The following is a 16,813-nucleotide window of genomic DNA, read 5'->3' on the forward strand; positions in this document are numbered from 1 at the left end:
ATTCACCGACCCCACGGCACGCCCCGCCTTCTCGCGGCCGGCCCCGGACGCCGGGGCCGGCCGCGCGGACGACGCTCCACGGGCTTTCGCCGGACGGGGACCGCTCGCGCACAGCCGGCTGTGCGGTTCTCTTCAGCACAGCCGCCCTCGCCCCGCCTGCCCCACTCCCCTCGCCCAGGAGACGAAGCCGCACATGGACTCTCCCATCGCCACCGTCATGCTCCCGCTCGCCCTCGCCGTCATCATGTTCGGGCTGGGCCTGTCCCTGACCGCCGACGACTTCCGCAGGGTGCGTCGGCACCCACGCGCCGTCGTCGTAGCGCTGCTCTGCCAGGCGTTGCTGCTGCCCGCCGCGTGTTTCGGCCTGGTCGTCGCCTTCGGCCTCTCCCCCGAGCTCGCCGTCGGCATGATGCTGCTGGCCGCCTCTCCCGGCGGGACGACGGCCAACCTCTTCAGCCACCTCTTCGGCGGTGACGTGGCACTGAACGTCACGCTCACGGCGATCAACGCGGTCGTGGCCGTCGTGACCCTGCCGATCATCGCCAACCTCGCCCTGCTCCACTTCGAACCGGGCATCGGGCAGGACGGCCTCGGGCTGCAGTTCGGCAAGGTGCTCCAGGTCTTCGCCCTGGTGCTCGTGCCCGTGGTGATCGGCCTGATGGTGCGCCGGCGCTCGGAGTCGTTCGCACGGCGCATGGACCGCCCGGTGCGCCACCTGTCGGTCGTCGTGCTCGTCGCGGTGATCGTCGGCGCGGTGCTCGCCGAGCGGAGCGACATCGCCGGCTATCTCGTGGACGCGGGGCCTGTGGCACTCGTCTTCTGTGTGCTGAGCCTGGCCACGGGATACTTCGTGCCGCGCCTGGCCCGCGTGGACAAACAGCAGGCGATCGCCTGTTCCATGGAGATCGGCGTGCACAACAGTGCGATCGCCATGACACTGGCGATCAGCGTACTCGGCAGCGTCAGCCTGGCCGTGCCGGCGGCCGTCTACGGGGTACTCGCCTACCCCGTCGCGGCGCTCGCAGGACTGCTGATGACCCGTGTCGGCCACCGCCGCCCCACGGAGGCGCCCGCGCCGGTGGGCTGACCGGCGGCGCTCACACCCCGATGACGGCAGGTCGCCGGCGTCCGGCCGCGGGCAGAGGAGGGTCTCCCCCTCCTTGAGACCCGCGGTCATGACGAGGTCGGACCACACCCTGGCGGTCACCTCGGGAAGTCCTGCCGCCTCGATCGGCCCGGCCCGGGTAGGGCGAGGCGCCCGGCTCCAGCGGGTAGAGCACCATCCGCTGCATGACGTCCGCACGGTTCAGGGCACTGGCCACCACGTCGACGACCACTTCTCCGGCGGCGGGCTCGGGGTCCTTGACCTCGATCCACTCCAGCGCCTCGGGGCCACCGAGTCCTCTGATCGACGCTGCCTTCATGACACACCGTTCGAAGGAGCGGGAGCGGCCCGTTCCTCCCTCTCCGCCACGGGTGGGGAGCCCGGACCGCACATGGCGTGGCACAGCGCAGGCGGCCCCGGGGACGGATGGCAGGTCGTCTCAGCCGTCGTGCAGGGCTGTCCTCAGTGCGTCGACGGCGAGGGTGCGGGCGACGTTGGCGGCACGCGTGTCGCGCAGGCTGTCCAGGAGGAGGAAGTCGTGGACCATGCCCGCCACGCGGACGGAGGTCACGTCCACGCCGGCCTCGCGCAGTCTGTTGGCGTAACTCTCGCCCTCGTCGCGCAGGACGTCGGCCTCGTCGGTGATGACCAGCGTGGTGGGCAGTCCCCGGAGCTGCTCCAGGGATGCCTGGAGCGGGGAGGCGTGCACTTCGGCACGCTGGGCGGGGTCGGTGGTGTAGGCGTCCCAGAACCACTTCATGGCGTCGCGGGTGAGGTAGTAGCCCTCGGCGAACTGGAGGTACGACGGGGTGTCGAAGTCGGCGTCGGCCACCGGGTACAGCAGGACCTGCGCCTTGAGGTCGATCCCGCCGCGCTCCTTGTTCATCAGCGCGAAGACGGCGGACATGCAGCCGCCGACCGACTCGCCGGTGACGGCGATCCGCGAGGTGTCCAGACCGTGTTCCGCTCCGTGTTCCAGGACCCACTGGCCCACGGCGTAGTTCTGCTCGACCTGCGTGGGGTACTTGGCCTCGGGCGCACGGTCGTAGACGGGGAAGACCCCCGCCGCACCGGCGCCGACAGCGAGTTCCCGGAAGAGGCGGTCGTGGGTCTTGTCGTCGCCGAAGACCCAGCCGGCGCCGTGGATGTAGAACACCACCGGCAGCTGTCCGGTGGCTCCCACGGGCCGGATGATCCGGGTGCGGACCGTGCCCCACTCGCCCGCGTCCACGTCGACCCACTCCTCGTCGACCTCGGGACGGGGCACGCCCGCGTCGCTCTGGAGGCCGAGCAGGATGTCGCGGCCTTTCTCCGGGGGGACCTCGTAGATCCGCGGGTGGGGGTCCGTGGCCTCGCACAGCTCCTTCGCCGCGGGTTCCAGGTAGGGCGTGATCGGAGGAGGAAGATCAGTCATGTCGACTCCAGTCGTGGGCACACCGGGTGCTCCGTCGCAGAACATCCGTATGCCCTGTTCACGGGCGGCCCCATCAGCTGCTGAAGCTGTGCACACCCCGGACCGCAATGAGCGATTCCATCCTTCGCGCCCCATTAGTCCACCGCAACCCGTACGGAAGCCCGTCAGGCGCTCGTCCCGCAGTGGGCCTGGTGAGCCAGGGAGTGTCAGCGCCGGGCACCGGCATGCCCACCTGGACCGTCCCCCAGGCCCTCCGTCACGGGCAGGCACTCGGCGAGCAGGTCGACGACGTCGCGCCAGGCTCGCCGGGCGTGCCGTGGGTGGTAGCCGACGCCGGGGACCGTGGGGTGGTCGACCGGCGGGTGGTGGAAGGCGTGCAAGGCGCCGCCGTAGACCGTGAGGCGCCAGTCGACGCCCGCGTCCCGCATCTCGGCGGTGAACGCGTTCCGTTGCGCCGGCGGCATGATCGGGTCTTCCGACCCGACCCCGGCCCACACCGGGCAGCGAATGCGCGCCGCCTCGCCCGGTCGGCCCGTGGTGGTCGCGTTGACTGTCCCGATCGCGCGCAGGTCGACGCCGTCGCGCCCGAGTTCCAGCGCGATGGCGCCCCCGGTGCCGTAGCCGACCGCGGCGATCCGGTCGGGGTCGGTCCGCGGTTCGGCGCGCAACACGTCGAGCGCCGCATGGCCGATGCCCCGCATCCGGTCAGGGTCGGCGAGCAGCGGCAGACAACGGGCCAGCATCTCCTCGGGGTCGCTCAGATATCGCCCGCCGTGAAGGTCGAAGGCCAGTGCCACATAACCCAGTTCGGCGAGAGCATCGGCCCGGCGGCGCTCGACGTCGCTGAGCCCCACGCCCTCCGGTCCGAGCAGCACCGCGGGCCGGCGGCCGGCACCGGCCGGGAGCGCGAGGTGCCCGGTCATCGTCAAACCATCGGCCGGGTACGCGACCGTACGCGTCGTCATCGTCGTCATGAGACTGGACAGTAGTGATCGTCGAACCCGGTCCGGCGGGTGTTCTGCCACCGGCAGAGCAGCGCGAGCATCCCTGTGCCGACCGTGGTCCCGCTCATCGCCCGGGCCGCGCCCCAGGCGGGCGCCCGTCCGCCGGAACCGAGCCAGGAGCAGGGGCGGTCCGGATTTCGCGTACGGGTGTGGGGACGGTCGCCGGCCCGGAGCGGCCGAAACCCGGGGCGCCCCGCACCTCCCCTTCTCCGTGAGAGGTGCGGGGGCGTGACCGGCCTGGTCCTTCGGGATGCCTTCGGCGTCCACCACGGTGATGGGGGTGGCGTTGAAGCCGGGCCCGAAGCGCTCGGGGAAGATCCCCTCGGGCCCTTCGCCCCCGATCCCGTGCGACGCAGCCCACACTCCTCAATGTTTACGCTGATTACATTCTTGGGTTAATGTGAATGGTGTACACATCTTAGGCGATCAAGAGGGAAGCGAGAATCCGTATGCCCAGCGAACTGTTCTCACCACTGCACCTGCGCTCCGGACAGGCACTGAAGAACCGGATCGCGAAGGCGGCCATGGAGGAGAACATGGCCGGCGACGGCCAGTTGCCCGGCGAGCAGCTCTTCACGCTGTACCGGCGCTGGGCGGCGGGCGGCACCGGACTGCTGATCACCGGCAACGTCATGGTCCACGCCGAGGCGCTGACCGGTCCCGCCGGTGTCGTGCTCGACGGGTACGCCCCGCTCAAGCCGTTCACCGAGTGGGCCGAGGCGGGCAAGTCCGGCGGCGGCGCGATATGGATGCAGATCAACCACCCCGGCCGCTAGGTCGCCGCCGACATGCCCGGCGTCGTCTGGGGTCCGTCCGACATCGGCGTCAGCCTGGGCAAGCACAGCAGCCGGTTCGGCCGTCCCACCGCCATGACCGCGCAGCAGATCGAGGAGACCGTGACCCGGTACGCGGTGACCGCGTTCCGCGCCGAACAGGCCGGCTTCGACGGTGTCGAGATCCATGCCGCACACGGCTACCTGCTGTCGCAGTTCCTCTCTCCCCTGGTCAACAAGCGCACCGACCAGTGGGGCGGGTCCTTGGAGAACCGCGCCCGCATGCTGCTCGACATCGTCACCGCCGTACGGGCCGCCGTCTCACCGTCCTTCGCGGTCGCGGTCAAGCTGAACTCCGCCGACTTCCAGCGCGGCGGATTCGACGCCGAGGACGCCCGCCAGGTCATCGAGATGCTCGAGCTCCTCGGCGTCGACCTGGTCGAGCTCTCCGGCGGCAGCTACGAGAGCCCGGCCATGACCGGCCGCTCCACCGACACGCGTACCCAGGCCCGCGAGGCGTACTTCCTGGACCTGGCCGAGGACCTGGTCGCCACCAGCCCGATCCCCCTGATGCTCACCGGCGGAATCACCCGGCGCGAGACCGCGGAGAAGGTCCTCGACAGCGGTGTGGCGGTCGTCGGCATGGGCACCGCTCTCGCCGTCACCCCCAATCTGCCCGACCGCTGGCGCGGCAGCCGCGAGGCCGACCGCCCCATGCGTCCGGTGAACTGGTCCGACAAGGCCCTCGCCTCCGCCGCGAGCATGGCCCAGGTCCGCCACCAGATGCGCCGCCTCGCCCGCGGCAGCAGCCCGAGGCCGGGCACCCACCCGGCGATCGCCCTGGTCTCCGAACAGCGCAGGCAGCGCACCGCCCTGCGCCGTTACCGCGCCTGGCTGTCGAAGTCCCGGAGCGCGGCCTGAGCAGAGTGGCTCCCGGACCGTGAGCGCGGCCCGAGCGGTCGCTCCCGGACCGTGAGCGCGGCCCGAGCAGTGACTCCCGGGCCGGGGAAGAGGAGCGGGCGAGCAACCCCCGTAAAGGATCACCCCACCCCGTTGTCGACGGTGAGAACATCGCACCCTACGGTCATGTATGCATCGCTCACATGAGAGGAACTCGCACCATGCCTTCCCCGCAGAAGGACAAGGACACCGTCAAGGTCGACCTGGGAGGCCGCGAGGTCACGGTCCCCAAGGGCGGTCTCTACGACCGGTACCGGATGAACCCCGACCTCGACGCGATCGCCCGCGACCCGCGCGTCAGCGGTGTGGACTTCTTCCGGCAGCTGCCGAAGATCAAGGTCGACTCCCCGATCGGGCCGACGCTCACCCCGAACTTCTACTACACGATCTCCACCGCCCGGCTCACGATGCTCGCGCCCTCCCGCGCGATCCGCGCCCGGCTGCCCGGGGAACTGGCGCCGCTGGAGCTCGCCCCCGGTCTCGGGCTGGTCTCGGTGATGTTCTTCCGCTACGACGTGTGCGACATCGACTTCTACACCGAGGCCGCTGTCGGTATCGCGGTCAAGCCGGCCCGGCACGGAAGGCTCGGCTTCTTCGACCTCGTCTCCGGCATGAAGAACGAACACCTCAACTCCTACGTACTGTCCCTGCCCGTGAGCACGGAGATCGCACAGGTCCGTGGTCACGACGGTTACGGCTTCCCCAAGTGGGTCACCGGCCTCGACGTCGACATCACCCACGACAGGACGACCGCCCGCGTGGCCAACGACGCCGGCGGAGTCGACCTGGCGCTCTCGGCGGCCACGCCGAAGCAGACCGCTCACCCCAGCGGTGAGCGCGTCTCGTCCCTCACCTCGTACACGTCGATCAACGGCGCCTGGCACTCCACCCTCAGCCAGACCAACACGCTGAACGCCGGTACGAAGCGCGGCAGAAGCGGCATCGACCTCCGGATCGGCGAGGGCCGCATGGCCGACGACCTGCGCTCGCTCAAGCCGAAGCGGACCATCCGGTTCGACGTGATGACCGAAGGCCAGCTCGCCCTGCACATGCCGGTCCCCGTCTCCGTCCCGCGCCGGAACAAGTAGGCAAGGAGCCCCGCCATGGCCGCCGAACACGCGACCCGTCCCAGCACCTCCCGCACCCCGGCCCTGCCGGCGTCCATCTCTCCGGCCCTGCTCAGGCGGCTGACCGCGCAGGTCTCGGCCGGGCCGGACGCCGCACGGTTCACCACCACCGCCCCCTACACCGGCATCCCCCTGGCCGACCTCCCGGTCTCGACGCCGGACGAGGTCGAGGCGGCGTTCGCCCGCGCCCGGATCGCGCAGAAGGCATGGGCCGCCACCCCTCTGAGCGAGCGCAAGAAGATCCTGCTGCGCTACCACGACCTCGTCCTGGCCCGCCAGGACGAGGCCCTGGACCTGATGCAGGCGGAGAACGGCAAGACCCGGCGCGACGCCTTCCTCGAAGTCGTCGACATCGGCATCGTCTCGCGCTACTACGCCCGCAACGCCGCCAAGCACCTCAGCCCCAAGCGCCGCCGCGGCGCCATCCCGCTGCTCACCCACACCACCGAACTGCACCACCCCAAGGGCGTCGTCACCGTCATCTCCCCCTGGAACTACCCCCTCAGCATGGCGGCCAGTGACACCATCGCCGCGCTGATGGCCGGCAACGCCGTCGTGCAGAAGCCCGACACCCAGACCGCGCTGACCGCCCTGTGGTCCATGGACCTCATGTACGAAGCCGGACTCCCCCGGGACGTCTGGCAGATGGTCGTCGGACGCGGCAGCTCCATCGGCGACCCGCTGATGGACAACGCCGACTACATGATGTTCACCGGCTCCACCGCCGGCGGCCGCCAGATCGCCGCCGACGCGGGCCGACGCCTCATCGGCGCGTCCCTCGAACTCGGCGGCAAGAACCCGATGATCGTCCTCGCCGACGCCGACATCGAGAAGGCGGCGGAGGGCGCCGTCGCCGCCTGCTTCCCGTCCGCCGGTCAGCTGTGCGTCTCCATCGAGCGCCTGTACGTCGCCGAGTCCATCCGCGACGAGTTCATCGCCGCGTTCACCGCCCGGACGAAGCGACTCAGGATCGGCGCCGCCTACGACTACAGCATGGACGTCGGCAGCCTCACCACCCCCTCCCAGCTGAAGACCGTCGCCGAGCACGTCGACGACGCCGTCGCCAAGGGCGCCACCGTCCTGGCCGGCGGCCGGGCACGCCCCGACCTCGGCCCGCTCTTCTACGAGCCGACGATCCTCACCGACGTCACCCCCGACATGACGCTGTACGAGCACGAGACCTTCGGCCCGGTCGTCTCCATCCACGCCTACCGGGAGGTCGAGGAGGCGGTCACCCGGGCCAACGCCACCTCCTACGGTCTCAACGCCAGCGTCTGGACCCGCGACGGAGCCCGGGGCCGCGCCGTCGCCGCTCGCGTGCACGCCGGAACCGTCAACGTCAACGAGGCGTTCGCCGCCGCGTGGGGAAGCGTCGACGCGCCGATGGGCGGCATGGGCGACTCCGGTCTCGGCCGCCGCCACGGCGGCGAGGGCATCCTCAAGTACACCGAGGCCCAGACCATCGCCCACCAGCGCGTCCAGGGCTTCACCCCGCCCTCCGCCATCAGCCCCGAAACCTGGGCCGGCCTCCTGACCGGAGCACTCAGACTCCTCAAGGCCGCCGGCGTCCGCTGAACAGCCGGCGCCATCCGGCAGCGGACCCGATCGACCCGCGCCACGAAGAGCGTCCGGAGAGGGCGGGCCGCCCTCTCCGGCTTGAACGGACGCGATGGCGAGAACCACCCGCAGTCCGTCCCGGTTTCGTCTTCCTTTTCGATCACCTAATATGTGTACATCGTTCACATCGGGGAGGGGATGTGGACAGAGCAAACATGGAGGAGCGGAACCCATGCCTCAGAGCAGCACCTACCACCACGGCGATCTGCGCGCGGCCTGCCTTCGCGCCGCGCGCGAGCTCCTGGAGGAGGACGGCAGCGCCGGCCTCTCGCTGCGCGCGGTGGCCCGCCGCGCCGGAGTGTCGGCGACGGCCCCCTACCGCCACTACGCCGACCGCGAGGCCCTGGTCTCGGCGGTGGCGTCCGAGGGGTACCGCGAGCTCGCCGGATCCCTGGCGCAGGCCCACCCCTCCCCCTCGACACCCGATGAACTCGCCGCCGTCGCCATCGCCTACGTACGGTTCGCACTGGAGCACCCGGCCCTGTTCCGGGCGATGTTCGCGGAGCCCTGCGACCCCACCAGCGAGGAGCGCGTCGCGGCGACCGCGGCCATCTCGGAATACGTCCGCACCATCGTCGCCGCCACCTTCCCCGGCGTGGACGCGAGCGCCCTGTCGACCACGGTCTGGGCCCTTGTGCACGGCCTCGCGTTCCTGCACCTCGACGGCAAACTGGACTCCTCCACTCCCGAGGTCGTCGCCGCCCAGGTCAGCTCCGCCGTCCACGCGCTGTTCAGCGCCTCCCCGGCGATGTCCCCCGCGGCAGCGGCCGTCCGGCCGACAGCCTAGGCAGGCGGATCACGCGCCCGGGAGCCGGAGAACCCTCCCGTCCGGCACCGGTCGGCGCGGCAGCCCCTCCAGTGGCCAAAGGTTCTGAGCACGGCCGCGGGGACGCTCCCCGACAGTGAGGTCCATCAACGCCGTAGCGAGGACAGGCGGACGGTCATCCGGCTCAAGAACCCCCGGGCCATCGCCTCCCGGTCAGACGCAGGCCGGGCACAAGCCGCGGTAGGTGATCTCCACCGAGCCGACGGTGAACCCGAACCGCTCGGCCTCGGGCAGGTCCCCGAGGGCGTCGCCTGCCGGGTGGACGTCGCGGACCGTGCCGCAGCCGGAGCACACCAGGTGCTGGTGGGGGCGGCGCGCGTTCGGGTCGTAGCGCTTGGCCCGGCCCACCGTGGAGACCTCCAGCACCTCGCCGAGCGCGACGAGCTCCCCCAGCGTGTTGTAGACGGTCGCGCGGGAGATCTCTGGCAGCCGCGCGGCGGCCCGCACATGCACCTCGTCCGCCGTCAGGTGCACATGGTCGCCGTCGAGCACCTCCGCGACGACACGCCGCTGTGAGGTCAAACGCCAGCCCCGGCCCCGCAGCCGCTGAAGGAGGTCGCTCATCTGGTCTCACCTGCTCCGGTTCGCGGAGGGGCGCGCGGCCCGCGGAAGGATCCCACGGCGCAACACCCCGGTCGCCATGTTTTTAGTGCACTTCTTGACTTGGACGAAGTCCATCGTAGGATCGATCCCGGCGACATCCAAAAGACAGGAAGACTCCGGTACGGCAGCAGAGACACAGGACGGGAGACCGCCGGCAGCACCGCGCGGCGTCGCTCGTCGGCCTGGCACCGTCCTCGTCGCATCGCCCGGGACCGCCCGGCGCGGTGGCCCGCGAGGCCCCGGCACACGGTGTGCCCCTTCTGCACGGCCCGAATCCTCCTCCCCCGTTCAGCGCCCCCACGACCCGCCGGGGCCGGAAGGATCACCCATGAGCGAGAACAACGAGTCGCACGTCTTCGACCCCGTCGTCCCGGATTCGCCTGAGACGGCCATCCCGGAAGTGCCCGAGGCGCAGGCGGGCGGCTGCCCCGTGGCCAACGGCCGCGCCCCGCACCCCACTCAGGGCGGGGGCAACCGCCAGTGGTGGCCGGACCGCCTCAACCTGAAGATCCTCGCCGAGAACCCCGCCGTGGCGAATCCGCTCGGTGCGGACTTCGACTACGCGGCCGCGTTCCAGGCGCTCGACCTGCCTGCGGTCAAACGGGACATCGCCGAGGTGCTCACCACCTCGCAGGACTGGTGGCCCGCCGACTTCGGCAACTACGGACCGCTGATGATCCGGATGGCCTGGCACAGCGCCGGCACGTACCGCATCAGCGACGGCCGCGGTGGCGCGGGCGCCGGTCAGCAGCGCTTCGCCCCGCTGAACAGCTGGCCGGACAACGGCAACCTGGACAAGGCCCGCCGTCTGCTGTGGCCGGTCAAGAAGAAGTACGGCCAGGCGCTGTCCTGGGCCGACCTGCTGATCCTCACCGGCAATGTCGCCCTGGAGACCATGGGCCTGAAGACCTTCGGCTTCGCCGGTGGCCGCGAGGACGTCTGGGAGTCGCAGGAGGACGTCTACTGGGGCCCGGAGACCACGTGGCTCGACGACGAGCGCTACACCGGCGACCGTGAGCTGGAGAACCCGCTCGGCGCGGTCCAGATGGGCCTGATCTACGTCAACCCCGAAGGCCCCAACGGCAACCCGGACCCGATCGCGGCCGCCCGCGACATCCGCGAGACCTTCCGCCGGATGGCGATGAACGACGAGGAGACCGTCGCCCTCATCGCCGGTGGCCACACCTTCGGCAAGACGCACGGCGCGGGCCCGGCCGAGAGCGTCGGCGCGGACCCCGAGGGCGCCCCGCTGGAGGAGCAGGGCCTCGGCTGGCGCAACTCGTACGGGTCGGGCAAGGGCGGGGACACCATCACCAGCGGTCTGGAGGTGACCTGGACCAGCACCCCGACGACGTGGGGCAACGAGTTCTTCCACAACCTCTTCGCCTACGAGTACGAGCTGACCGAGTCCCCGGCCGGTGCGAAGCAGTGGGTCGCCAAGGACGCGGAGGCGACCATCCCGGACGCGCACGACGCGTCGAAGAAGCACAAGCCGCAGATGCTCACCACCGACCTGTCGCTGCGCTTCGACCCGGCGTACGAGCAGATCTCGCGCCGCTTCAAGGAGAACCCGGACGAGTTCGCGGACGCCTTCGCCCGCGCCTGGTACAAGCTGACGCACCGCGACATGGGCCCCGTCCAGCGCTACCTGGGACCCGAGGTGCCCTCCGAGGTGCTGCTGTGGCAGGACCCCCTGCCCGCGCGCACCGCCGAGCCGCTGGAAGCCGCGGAGATCGCCGCGCTCAAGGAGCAGGTGCTCGCCACGGACCTGACGGTGGCGCAGCTGGTCTCGGCCGCCTGGGCCTCGGCCGCGTCCTTCCGCGGCAGCGACAAGCGCGGCGGCGCCAACGGGGCCCGGGTCCGTCTGGAGCCGCAGCGCGGCTGGGAGGCCAACGACCCGGATGAGCTGGCCCAGGTCCTGCGCGCCCTGGAAGGCGTCCAGGAGTCCTTCAACGCCAAGGGCGGCAAGCAGGTCTCGCTGGCCGACCTGATCATCCTCGCGGGCAACGCGGCCGTCGAGCAGGCCGCCAAGGACGCCGGCGTCGAGGTGCGGGTGCCGTTCACCGGGGGCCGGGTCGACGCCACGCAGGACCAGACGGACATCGAGTCCTTCGCCGCCCTGGAACCGGCGTACGACGGCTTCCGCAACTACGTCGGCAAGGGCGCCCGCCTGCCCGCCGAGTACCTGCTCCTCGACCGGGCCAACCTGCTGACGCTGAGCGCCCCGGAGACCACCGTCCTGGTCGGCGGTCTGCGCGTGCTGGGCGCCAACACCGGCGGCTCGAAGCGCGGCGTCCTCACCGACCGCCCAGGCACGCTGACCAACGACTTCTTCGTGAACCTGCTCGACCTGGGCATCACCTGGAAATCGACGTCGTCGGCGCAGGACGAGTTCGAGGCCCGCGACGCGTCCGGCCAGGTCAAGTGGACCGGCACCCGCGTCGACCTGGTCTTCGGCTCCAACTCCGAACTCCGGGCCCTCGCCGAGGTCTACGCGAGTGACGACGCGCGGCAGAAGTTCGTCACGGACTTCGTCGCCGCGTGGACCAAGGTCACGAACCTGGACCGCTTCGACCTGGTCTGACCGAGCCGGAACCCAACTGCCTGTGGGGTCGGTGCGCGTGCGCGCCGACCCCACAGGCGACTGCGTGACCGCGCCGCAGTAGCCGAGGGCGAGTCCAGCCAGGATCCCTCGGGCGCGTCAGGTCAGGCGCATGGCCCGCATCGCCCGGGCGATCAGTGCGGGGTCATGGGCGGGCGGTGCGGGTGGCACGGGCCACCGAGGGGGAGGGTGTCGGGGGTGCTCATGCGGGTGGAGATCCTTCGGTGGGGCTGATTGCCCGTGACGGCCTGAGCGGCGGGCGATGCCCAGCGGGCCTCGGTGTGCGGCTTCGCTCTCTTCTTCTTCCTCAACCTCGTCGACGACGGAATCCGCCCCCGGATGAGGTGTCTGTCGATGAGTGCGTCCGTCCTCGCGTGCGAGCGACAGGGCCCCGGCCCTTCAGGAGAGCCGAGTTGAGGGGCCGAACCCGTCAAGCCGGGCCCCGCTCCGGCGGGCCGCCCACCACCGTGAGCAGGTCCACGACGAAGATCAGCGTCGAGCCCGCCGGGATCAGCGGGGAGGGTGACTGTCCGCCGTAGCCGAGACGCGGGGGAACGATGATCTCGCGCCGGCCGCCGACCCTCATCCCCCTCACCCCCCGGTCCCAGCCCTTGATGACCCGGCCGCCGCCTACGGCGAACTTGAACGGCCGGTCCTGCTCCCAGGAGGAGTCGAACTCCCTCCCGGACGCGAACGTCACCCCTGCGTAGTGGACCTGGACGACCCTGCCCGGCCGCGCCTCGGGGCCGTCCCCGACCACGAGGTCCCGGATCGTCAGCTCGGTGGGCGCGTCACCCGCCGGAACCTCGATCACGGGTTTCGTCAGTTCGCTCATCGCGGTCCCCTCGCTCGCCACCGGAATCCCTCGCGCGGGCCGACCGGGCACATGGACGTTCCATGCGGCAGGTGATCACGCTACGCCGGAGTCCGCCTCAGCCCTCGCGAGGGGGGCGGGGGCGCTGACCAACCGCCTCTTGAACAAAGGGAGAACAGCGGCCGTCGCTTCTCTTCCGCCTCTCCCGTTCCTCCCCCGACCCGCCTACGGTGACTCGCACCGACGCGCGAGCACGGGGACCGGGGGCAGCCGTGGAGTGGTTCAGCGCCGAGAACGTCGTGGCTGTCCTCACCGCCGTACTGGGCGTCCTGGCCTCGATCGGCGTGCTCTGGTACGAGCGCCGGGTGCCCCGCCGCAAACGCGTCGGCTACCGCGTCCAGATGGACACGCCCATCGGCAGCGACGTGAGCCAGGGCCGGGCCAACGTACGTCTCGGGCTCTTCAGCGAGGCCCCCGACATGTCGGACGCCACGCTCGTCCTGCTGCGCGTCGAGAACGACGGCTCGCAGTCCATCGTCGACAGCGACTACACCGGGCGTGAACTGCACGGCCTGACCGCCGAGTTCACGGGGCGCACGGTACGCGGCATAGCGGTCACCCAGCCCCCGGGCGCCGCACACCTGATGGAGCACTTCACCCCGGCCGCCGGGATGCGGCACAGCGGATCGCTGATCAGGCTGCCCCGCGTCCCGCTGAACCGGGGCGAGCACTTCAAGCTGCTGGTGCTGCTGACCGGCGCGGACGTCGGCAGCCCGATCCGGATCACCGGAGGCATCCGGGACGGTGAGGTGACGGTCAACCGCGCCGCCCGCCCCGACGACAAACCGCCGCTGTTCGGCCGGGCCGCCCGGCTCATCACCGTGACGCTGACCGTCTGCGTCATGGCGCTCGCCGCGATCATCCTCGTCCGGGACGACACCCCGCCCCCGCTCGACTGCGCGCGGGGCGAGCTCCGGGTGACCGGGTCGACCGCCTTCGCCCCCGTCGTACGGGAGCTGGCCGCGACGTACATGAAGGAGTGCGAGGGCTCCCGGATCGAGGTGGACCCCCACGGCAGCAACTCCGGCATCCGTGAGCTCTCGGCCGAGGGCGCACGGTCCTCGAAGGGCGGCTCGCCGGCGCTGGTGGCCCTCTCCGACGGCCCGAAACCGCCGGGCCACCCGGAGCTGCGCGAGACCCGCGTCGCCGTGTCGCTGTTCTCCCTGGTCGTGAACGACCGGGTGCCGGTGCGCGACCTCGCCCTCGCCGACATCCGCCGCGTCTACGCGGGCGAGATCCGCAACTGGCGGGAGCTCGGCGGCCCGGACCTGGAGATCCGGCTCGTCAGCCGGAACGCCGACTCCGGTACGCGGGAGGTGTTCCAGCGCCGGGTGCTGGACCGCAACGAACCCGCCCAGTCCTCCCGCGACTGCGCCACCAAGGACGACCGGCGGGCCCCGGTCGTCCGCTGCGAACTCGACGGCACCGACCAGGTCCTGGCCACCGTCGCCCGGCTGGACGGGGCCCTCGGCTACAGCGAACTGCGCTCCGGCAGCGAGCCGCGCGGCCTGCACCGGATCGCGATCGACGGCGCCCACCCGTCCGTCGACACGATCGGCGCCAGCCCCTACCCGTACCGGGAGATCGAGTACGCCTACACCTACGGCCGCCCGCCCGCCGACTCCCTGGCCTCCAGCTTCCTCGGCTACCTGAGCCGGGGGCGCGGCCAGGACGTCATCCACATCCACGGCCACCTGCCCTGCGCCACCCCGAAGGGGCTGCGGGTCTGCGGCGGGGACTGACCGGCCTCCCCGCCCACGCCGAGAGACCCGAGCGCCCCCCGGGAGCGCGGGTGGTCGTCGCAGGATCAGCCCACCAGGTCCGGGGCGCGCAGCATGGCGGACGGGATGCCCCAGGCGTCCACCAGATCGCCCGCGAGGGGCCGGACCTTGCGGCAGAGGTCGTTCACCTCACGGGTGATGGCCTTGGAACGCTGGACGGTCAGCCGGCCGTGCTCCATGAACCACGCCCGGTCCGCCTCGATCGTCGAGAGGGCGAACAGGTCGCACAGCAGCCCGAGCGCGACCTTGTTGCCGCCCTCGGGCAGCGTACGGACCTTGTCGACGAATGCCTCCAGCACCAGCCGCTCGATGTGCGCGCGGGCGACGGCGATGACGTGGTCCTGCACCTCGGAGAAGACCGCCCCGGGGTCGCGCTTGCGGTCGACCCCGGCCTTGAGCCTGCGGGCCACCCCGGCGAGCATGTGCTCCTCGCGGTAGCGGACCATGGCGAGCTGGTACTCCGAGTCGAGCAGCCCGGCTTCCTGGTCCCACTCGTCGCCGCCCGGCAGGAGGTCGCGTACCCGTTCGAGCAGCTTGTGCGCCGATGTCTTCTCGATGACCGTCTCGACGGCGAGACCGGTGACGTACCGGACCATGCCCAGCTGGTCCAGGTCCTCGAACTCGCTCGCGTAGTCGGTGAGCAGGCCCTTGGCCACGAGCTGGAGCAGAACGTGGTTGTCGCCCTCGAAGGTGGTGAAGATGTCGCTGTCGGCCTTGAGGGCGGCGAACCGGTTGACGGCGAGATAGCCGGCGCCGCCGCACGCCTCGCGGCACTCCTGGATCACCCGGGTGGCGTGCCAGGTGCCGAGCGCCTTCGTTCCGGCGGCCCGCGCCTCCAGCCGGCGGCGCGCCTGCGGGTCGTCCTCCACGCCGGAGAAGACGTCGTGGAGCTGGGTGCGCACGACGTCCTGCGCGAAGTGCAGTGCGTAACTGTGCGCGACGAGCGGCAGCAGACGGCGCTGGTGCAGACCGTAGTCGAGGAGCAGCTGCTCCTCCCCCTGGGCGGCTGTCGCGAACTGCCGCCGCCGCAGGGCGTACTTGGTGGCGATCGCGAGGGCCACCTTGGCGGCGTTGACCCCCGCGCCGCCGACGCTGACCCGGCCCTGGACCAGGGTGCCGAGCATGGTGAAGAAGCGGCGGTCGGGGTTGTCGATGGTGCTCTTGTAGACGCCTTCCGGGGTGACGTCGGCGAACCGGTTGAGCAGCGCCTCGCGAGGAACCCGCACCCCGTCGAACCGGATGCGCCCGTTGTCCACCCCGTTGAGGCCCATCTTGCGGCCGTCGTCCTCGATCCCGACGCCGGGCGCCGCCTTCCCGCCGACCCGGATGGGTACGACGAACGCGTGCACGCCCTCGGACTTCCCGCCCACCTCCAGCTGGGCGAAGACGACGGCCAGCTCGCCGTGGCGGGCCGCGTTGCCGATGTAGTCCTTGCGCGCCTGGTCGCCCTCGGTGGTGATGACGAACTCCTGGCGGGCGGCGTCGTACCGTGCGACGGTGCCGAGCGCCTGCACGTTGGAGCCGTGCCCGGTCTCGGTCATCGCGAAGCATCCCATCAGCTTCCCGGTGATCAGGTCCGGCAGATAGGCGTCGTGGTGGCGTTCGGTGCCCAGTTGCAGGATCGCGCCGCCGAAGAGCCCGAACTGCACGCCGACCTTCACCAGCACCGACAGATCACCGAAGGCGAGCGTCTCGAAGGCGGCGATCGAGGCTCCGACGTCACCCCCTCCGCCGTACCGCTTCGGGAAGCCCATGCCGGTCTGCCCCGTCGCCGCCATCTCGACCACGAGTTCGCGCACCCGCTCGCGGAACGCGTCGGGGCCCAGCTCGTCGGCCTCCTCGAGAACCGAGGCGTACGTCACCAGGTTGGCGCGGACCAGGTCACGGACCTCGGCGTACTCGCCGTCGAGCACCTCGGTCAGGGCCCGGACGTCGAGCTCCGGCCGCACGTATCCGTCGGGGGCGGGCGATGTTTCGTCAGTGGTCATGCCCTTTCGCTACCCCGCCCGGGAGCGATCACGCGGTACCTCACGTCGCGCCGTCGAGTACCTCACGCGGACGGCGGGCGAAGTCGTCCGGCCGGCTCGACGGGTGGCGCCGGTTCCCCGCGCCGCGGTCCGCGCCCGT

Annotated in this window: 11 protein-coding genes and 1 pseudogene; 7 read left to right on the top strand and 5 right to left on the bottom strand. The window is 71.2% G+C overall.

The annotated features are described in order from the left end of the window. Positions 1-193 precede the first annotated feature (193 nt). On the top strand, positions 194-1,087 hold the full coding sequence (locus ACLJPL_RS20525) for a bile acid:sodium symporter family protein (RefSeq protein ID WP_411082315.1): 894 nt from the start codon (positions 194-196) through the stop codon (positions 1,085-1,087). A gap of 457 nt (positions 1,088-1,544) precedes the next feature. Here the strand turns inward: ACLJPL_RS20525 and ACLJPL_RS20530 are convergent, their stop codons facing one another. Both ACLJPL_RS20530 and ACLJPL_RS20535 read right to left on the bottom strand, forming a co-directional pair. Beyond that, positions 1,545-2,519 carry an alpha/beta hydrolase gene (locus tag ACLJPL_RS20530; RefSeq protein ID WP_411082316.1) on the bottom strand — a complete coding sequence of 325 codons (975 nt, stop codon included), beginning with the start codon at positions 2,517-2,519 and terminating at the stop codon, positions 1,545-1,547. A 206-nt stretch (positions 2,520-2,725) separates the two neighbouring features. Further along, positions 2,726-3,493: a dienelactone hydrolase family protein gene (locus ACLJPL_RS20535; protein WP_411082317.1), complete on the bottom strand. Its 768-nt coding sequence runs from the start codon at positions 3,491-3,493 to the stop codon at positions 2,726-2,728. A gap of 479 nt (positions 3,494-3,972) precedes the next feature. On the opposite strand from ACLJPL_RS20535, the pseudogene ACLJPL_RS20540 reads away from it, so the two are divergent. The 4 genes and pseudogenes from ACLJPL_RS20540 to ACLJPL_RS20555 all read left to right on the top strand — a co-directional run bounded on the left by ACLJPL_RS20540 (position 3,973) and on the right by ACLJPL_RS20555 (position 8,787). Beyond that, a pseudogene (locus ACLJPL_RS20540) lies at positions 3,973-5,217 on the top strand (NADH:flavin oxidoreductase/NADH oxidase family protein). A 200-nt stretch (positions 5,218-5,417) separates the two neighbouring features. After that, positions 5,418-6,344: an acetoacetate decarboxylase family protein gene (locus ACLJPL_RS20545; protein WP_411082318.1), complete on the top strand. Its 927-nt coding sequence runs from the start codon at positions 5,418-5,420 to the stop codon at positions 6,342-6,344. Between the two features lie 15 nt (positions 6,345-6,359). Continuing rightward, on the top strand, positions 6,360-7,958 hold the full coding sequence (locus tag ACLJPL_RS20550; RefSeq protein WP_411082319.1) for a succinic semialdehyde dehydrogenase: 1,599 nt from the start codon (positions 6,360-6,362) through the stop codon (positions 7,956-7,958). Positions 7,959-8,172: 214 nt separating this feature from the next. Continuing rightward, a complete protein-coding gene (locus ACLJPL_RS20555; protein WP_411082320.1) occupies positions 8,173-8,787 on the top strand; it encodes a TetR/AcrR family transcriptional regulator in 615 nt (204 codons plus the stop codon). A 192-nt stretch (positions 8,788-8,979) separates the two neighbouring features. Here ACLJPL_RS20555 and ACLJPL_RS20560 read toward each other — a convergent pair whose 3' ends face one another. Then, entirely contained in the window at positions 8,980-9,390 is a 411-nt protein-coding gene (locus tag ACLJPL_RS20560) for a Fur family transcriptional regulator (protein ID WP_411082321.1), read from the bottom strand. Positions 9,391-9,757: 367 nt separating this feature from the next. Between ACLJPL_RS20560 and katG the strand changes: the two genes are divergently transcribed. After that, positions 9,758-12,013 carry a catalase/peroxidase HPI gene (gene katG, locus ACLJPL_RS20565; RefSeq protein WP_411082322.1) on the top strand — a complete coding sequence of 752 codons (2,256 nt, stop codon included), beginning with the start codon at positions 9,758-9,760 and terminating at the stop codon, positions 12,011-12,013. Positions 12,014-12,461: 448 nt separating this feature from the next. On the opposite strand, the gene ACLJPL_RS20570 is transcribed toward katG, so the two are convergent. Continuing rightward, positions 12,462-12,866 carry an FKBP-type peptidyl-prolyl cis-trans isomerase gene (locus tag ACLJPL_RS20570; RefSeq protein WP_411082323.1) on the bottom strand — a complete coding sequence of 135 codons (405 nt, stop codon included), beginning with the start codon at positions 12,864-12,866 and terminating at the stop codon, positions 12,462-12,464. Between the two features lie 251 nt (positions 12,867-13,117). Between ACLJPL_RS20570 and ACLJPL_RS20575 the strand changes: the two genes are divergently transcribed. Next, complete coding sequence (locus ACLJPL_RS20575; protein WP_411082324.1) at positions 13,118-14,647, top strand: substrate-binding domain-containing protein; 1,530 nt, start codon at positions 13,118-13,120, stop codon at positions 14,645-14,647. 65 nt (positions 14,648-14,712) lie between these two features. On the opposite strand, the gene ACLJPL_RS20580 is transcribed toward ACLJPL_RS20575, so the two are convergent. Beyond that, on the bottom strand, positions 14,713-16,674 hold the full coding sequence (locus tag ACLJPL_RS20580; protein ID WP_411082325.1) for an acyl-CoA dehydrogenase family protein: 1,962 nt from the start codon (positions 16,672-16,674) through the stop codon (positions 14,713-14,715). Between the last annotated feature and the right edge of the window lie 139 nt (positions 16,675-16,813).

Origin of the sequence: Streptomyces sp. cmx-18-6 (assembly GCF_046548915.1) — a bacterium.
Taxonomy (GTDB): Bacteria; Actinomycetota; Actinomycetes; order Streptomycetales; family Streptomycetaceae; genus Streptomyces.

Bases quoted from the DNA above. Each gene is read 5' to 3' on its own strand.
- ACLJPL_RS20525 (WP_411082315.1), top strand. From the start codon at position 194: ATGGACTCTCCCATCGCCACCGTCATGCTCCCGCTCGCCCTCGCCGTC.
- ACLJPL_RS20530 (WP_411082316.1), bottom strand. From the start codon at position 2,519: ATGACTGATCTTCCTCCTCCGATCACGCCCTACCTGGAACCCGCGGCG.
- ACLJPL_RS20535 (WP_411082317.1), bottom strand. From the start codon at position 3,493: ATGACGACGATGACGACGCGTACGGTCGCGTACCCGGCCGATGGTTTG.
- ACLJPL_RS20545 (WP_411082318.1), top strand. From the start codon at position 5,418: ATGCCTTCCCCGCAGAAGGACAAGGACACCGTCAAGGTCGACCTGGGA.
- ACLJPL_RS20550 (WP_411082319.1), top strand. From the start codon at position 6,360: ATGGCCGCCGAACACGCGACCCGTCCCAGCACCTCCCGCACCCCGGCC.
- ACLJPL_RS20555 (WP_411082320.1), top strand. From the start codon at position 8,173: ATGCCTCAGAGCAGCACCTACCACCACGGCGATCTGCGCGCGGCCTGC.
- ACLJPL_RS20560 (WP_411082321.1), bottom strand. From the start codon at position 9,390: ATGAGCGACCTCCTTCAGCGGCTGCGGGGCCGGGGCTGGCGTTTGACC.
- katG (WP_411082322.1), top strand. From the start codon at position 9,758: ATGAGCGAGAACAACGAGTCGCACGTCTTCGACCCCGTCGTCCCGGAT.
- ACLJPL_RS20570 (WP_411082323.1), bottom strand. From the start codon at position 12,866: ATGAGCGAACTGACGAAACCCGTGATCGAGGTTCCGGCGGGTGACGCG.
- ACLJPL_RS20580 (WP_411082325.1), bottom strand. From the start codon at position 16,674: ATGACCACTGACGAAACATCGCCCGCCCCCGACGGATACGTGCGGCCG.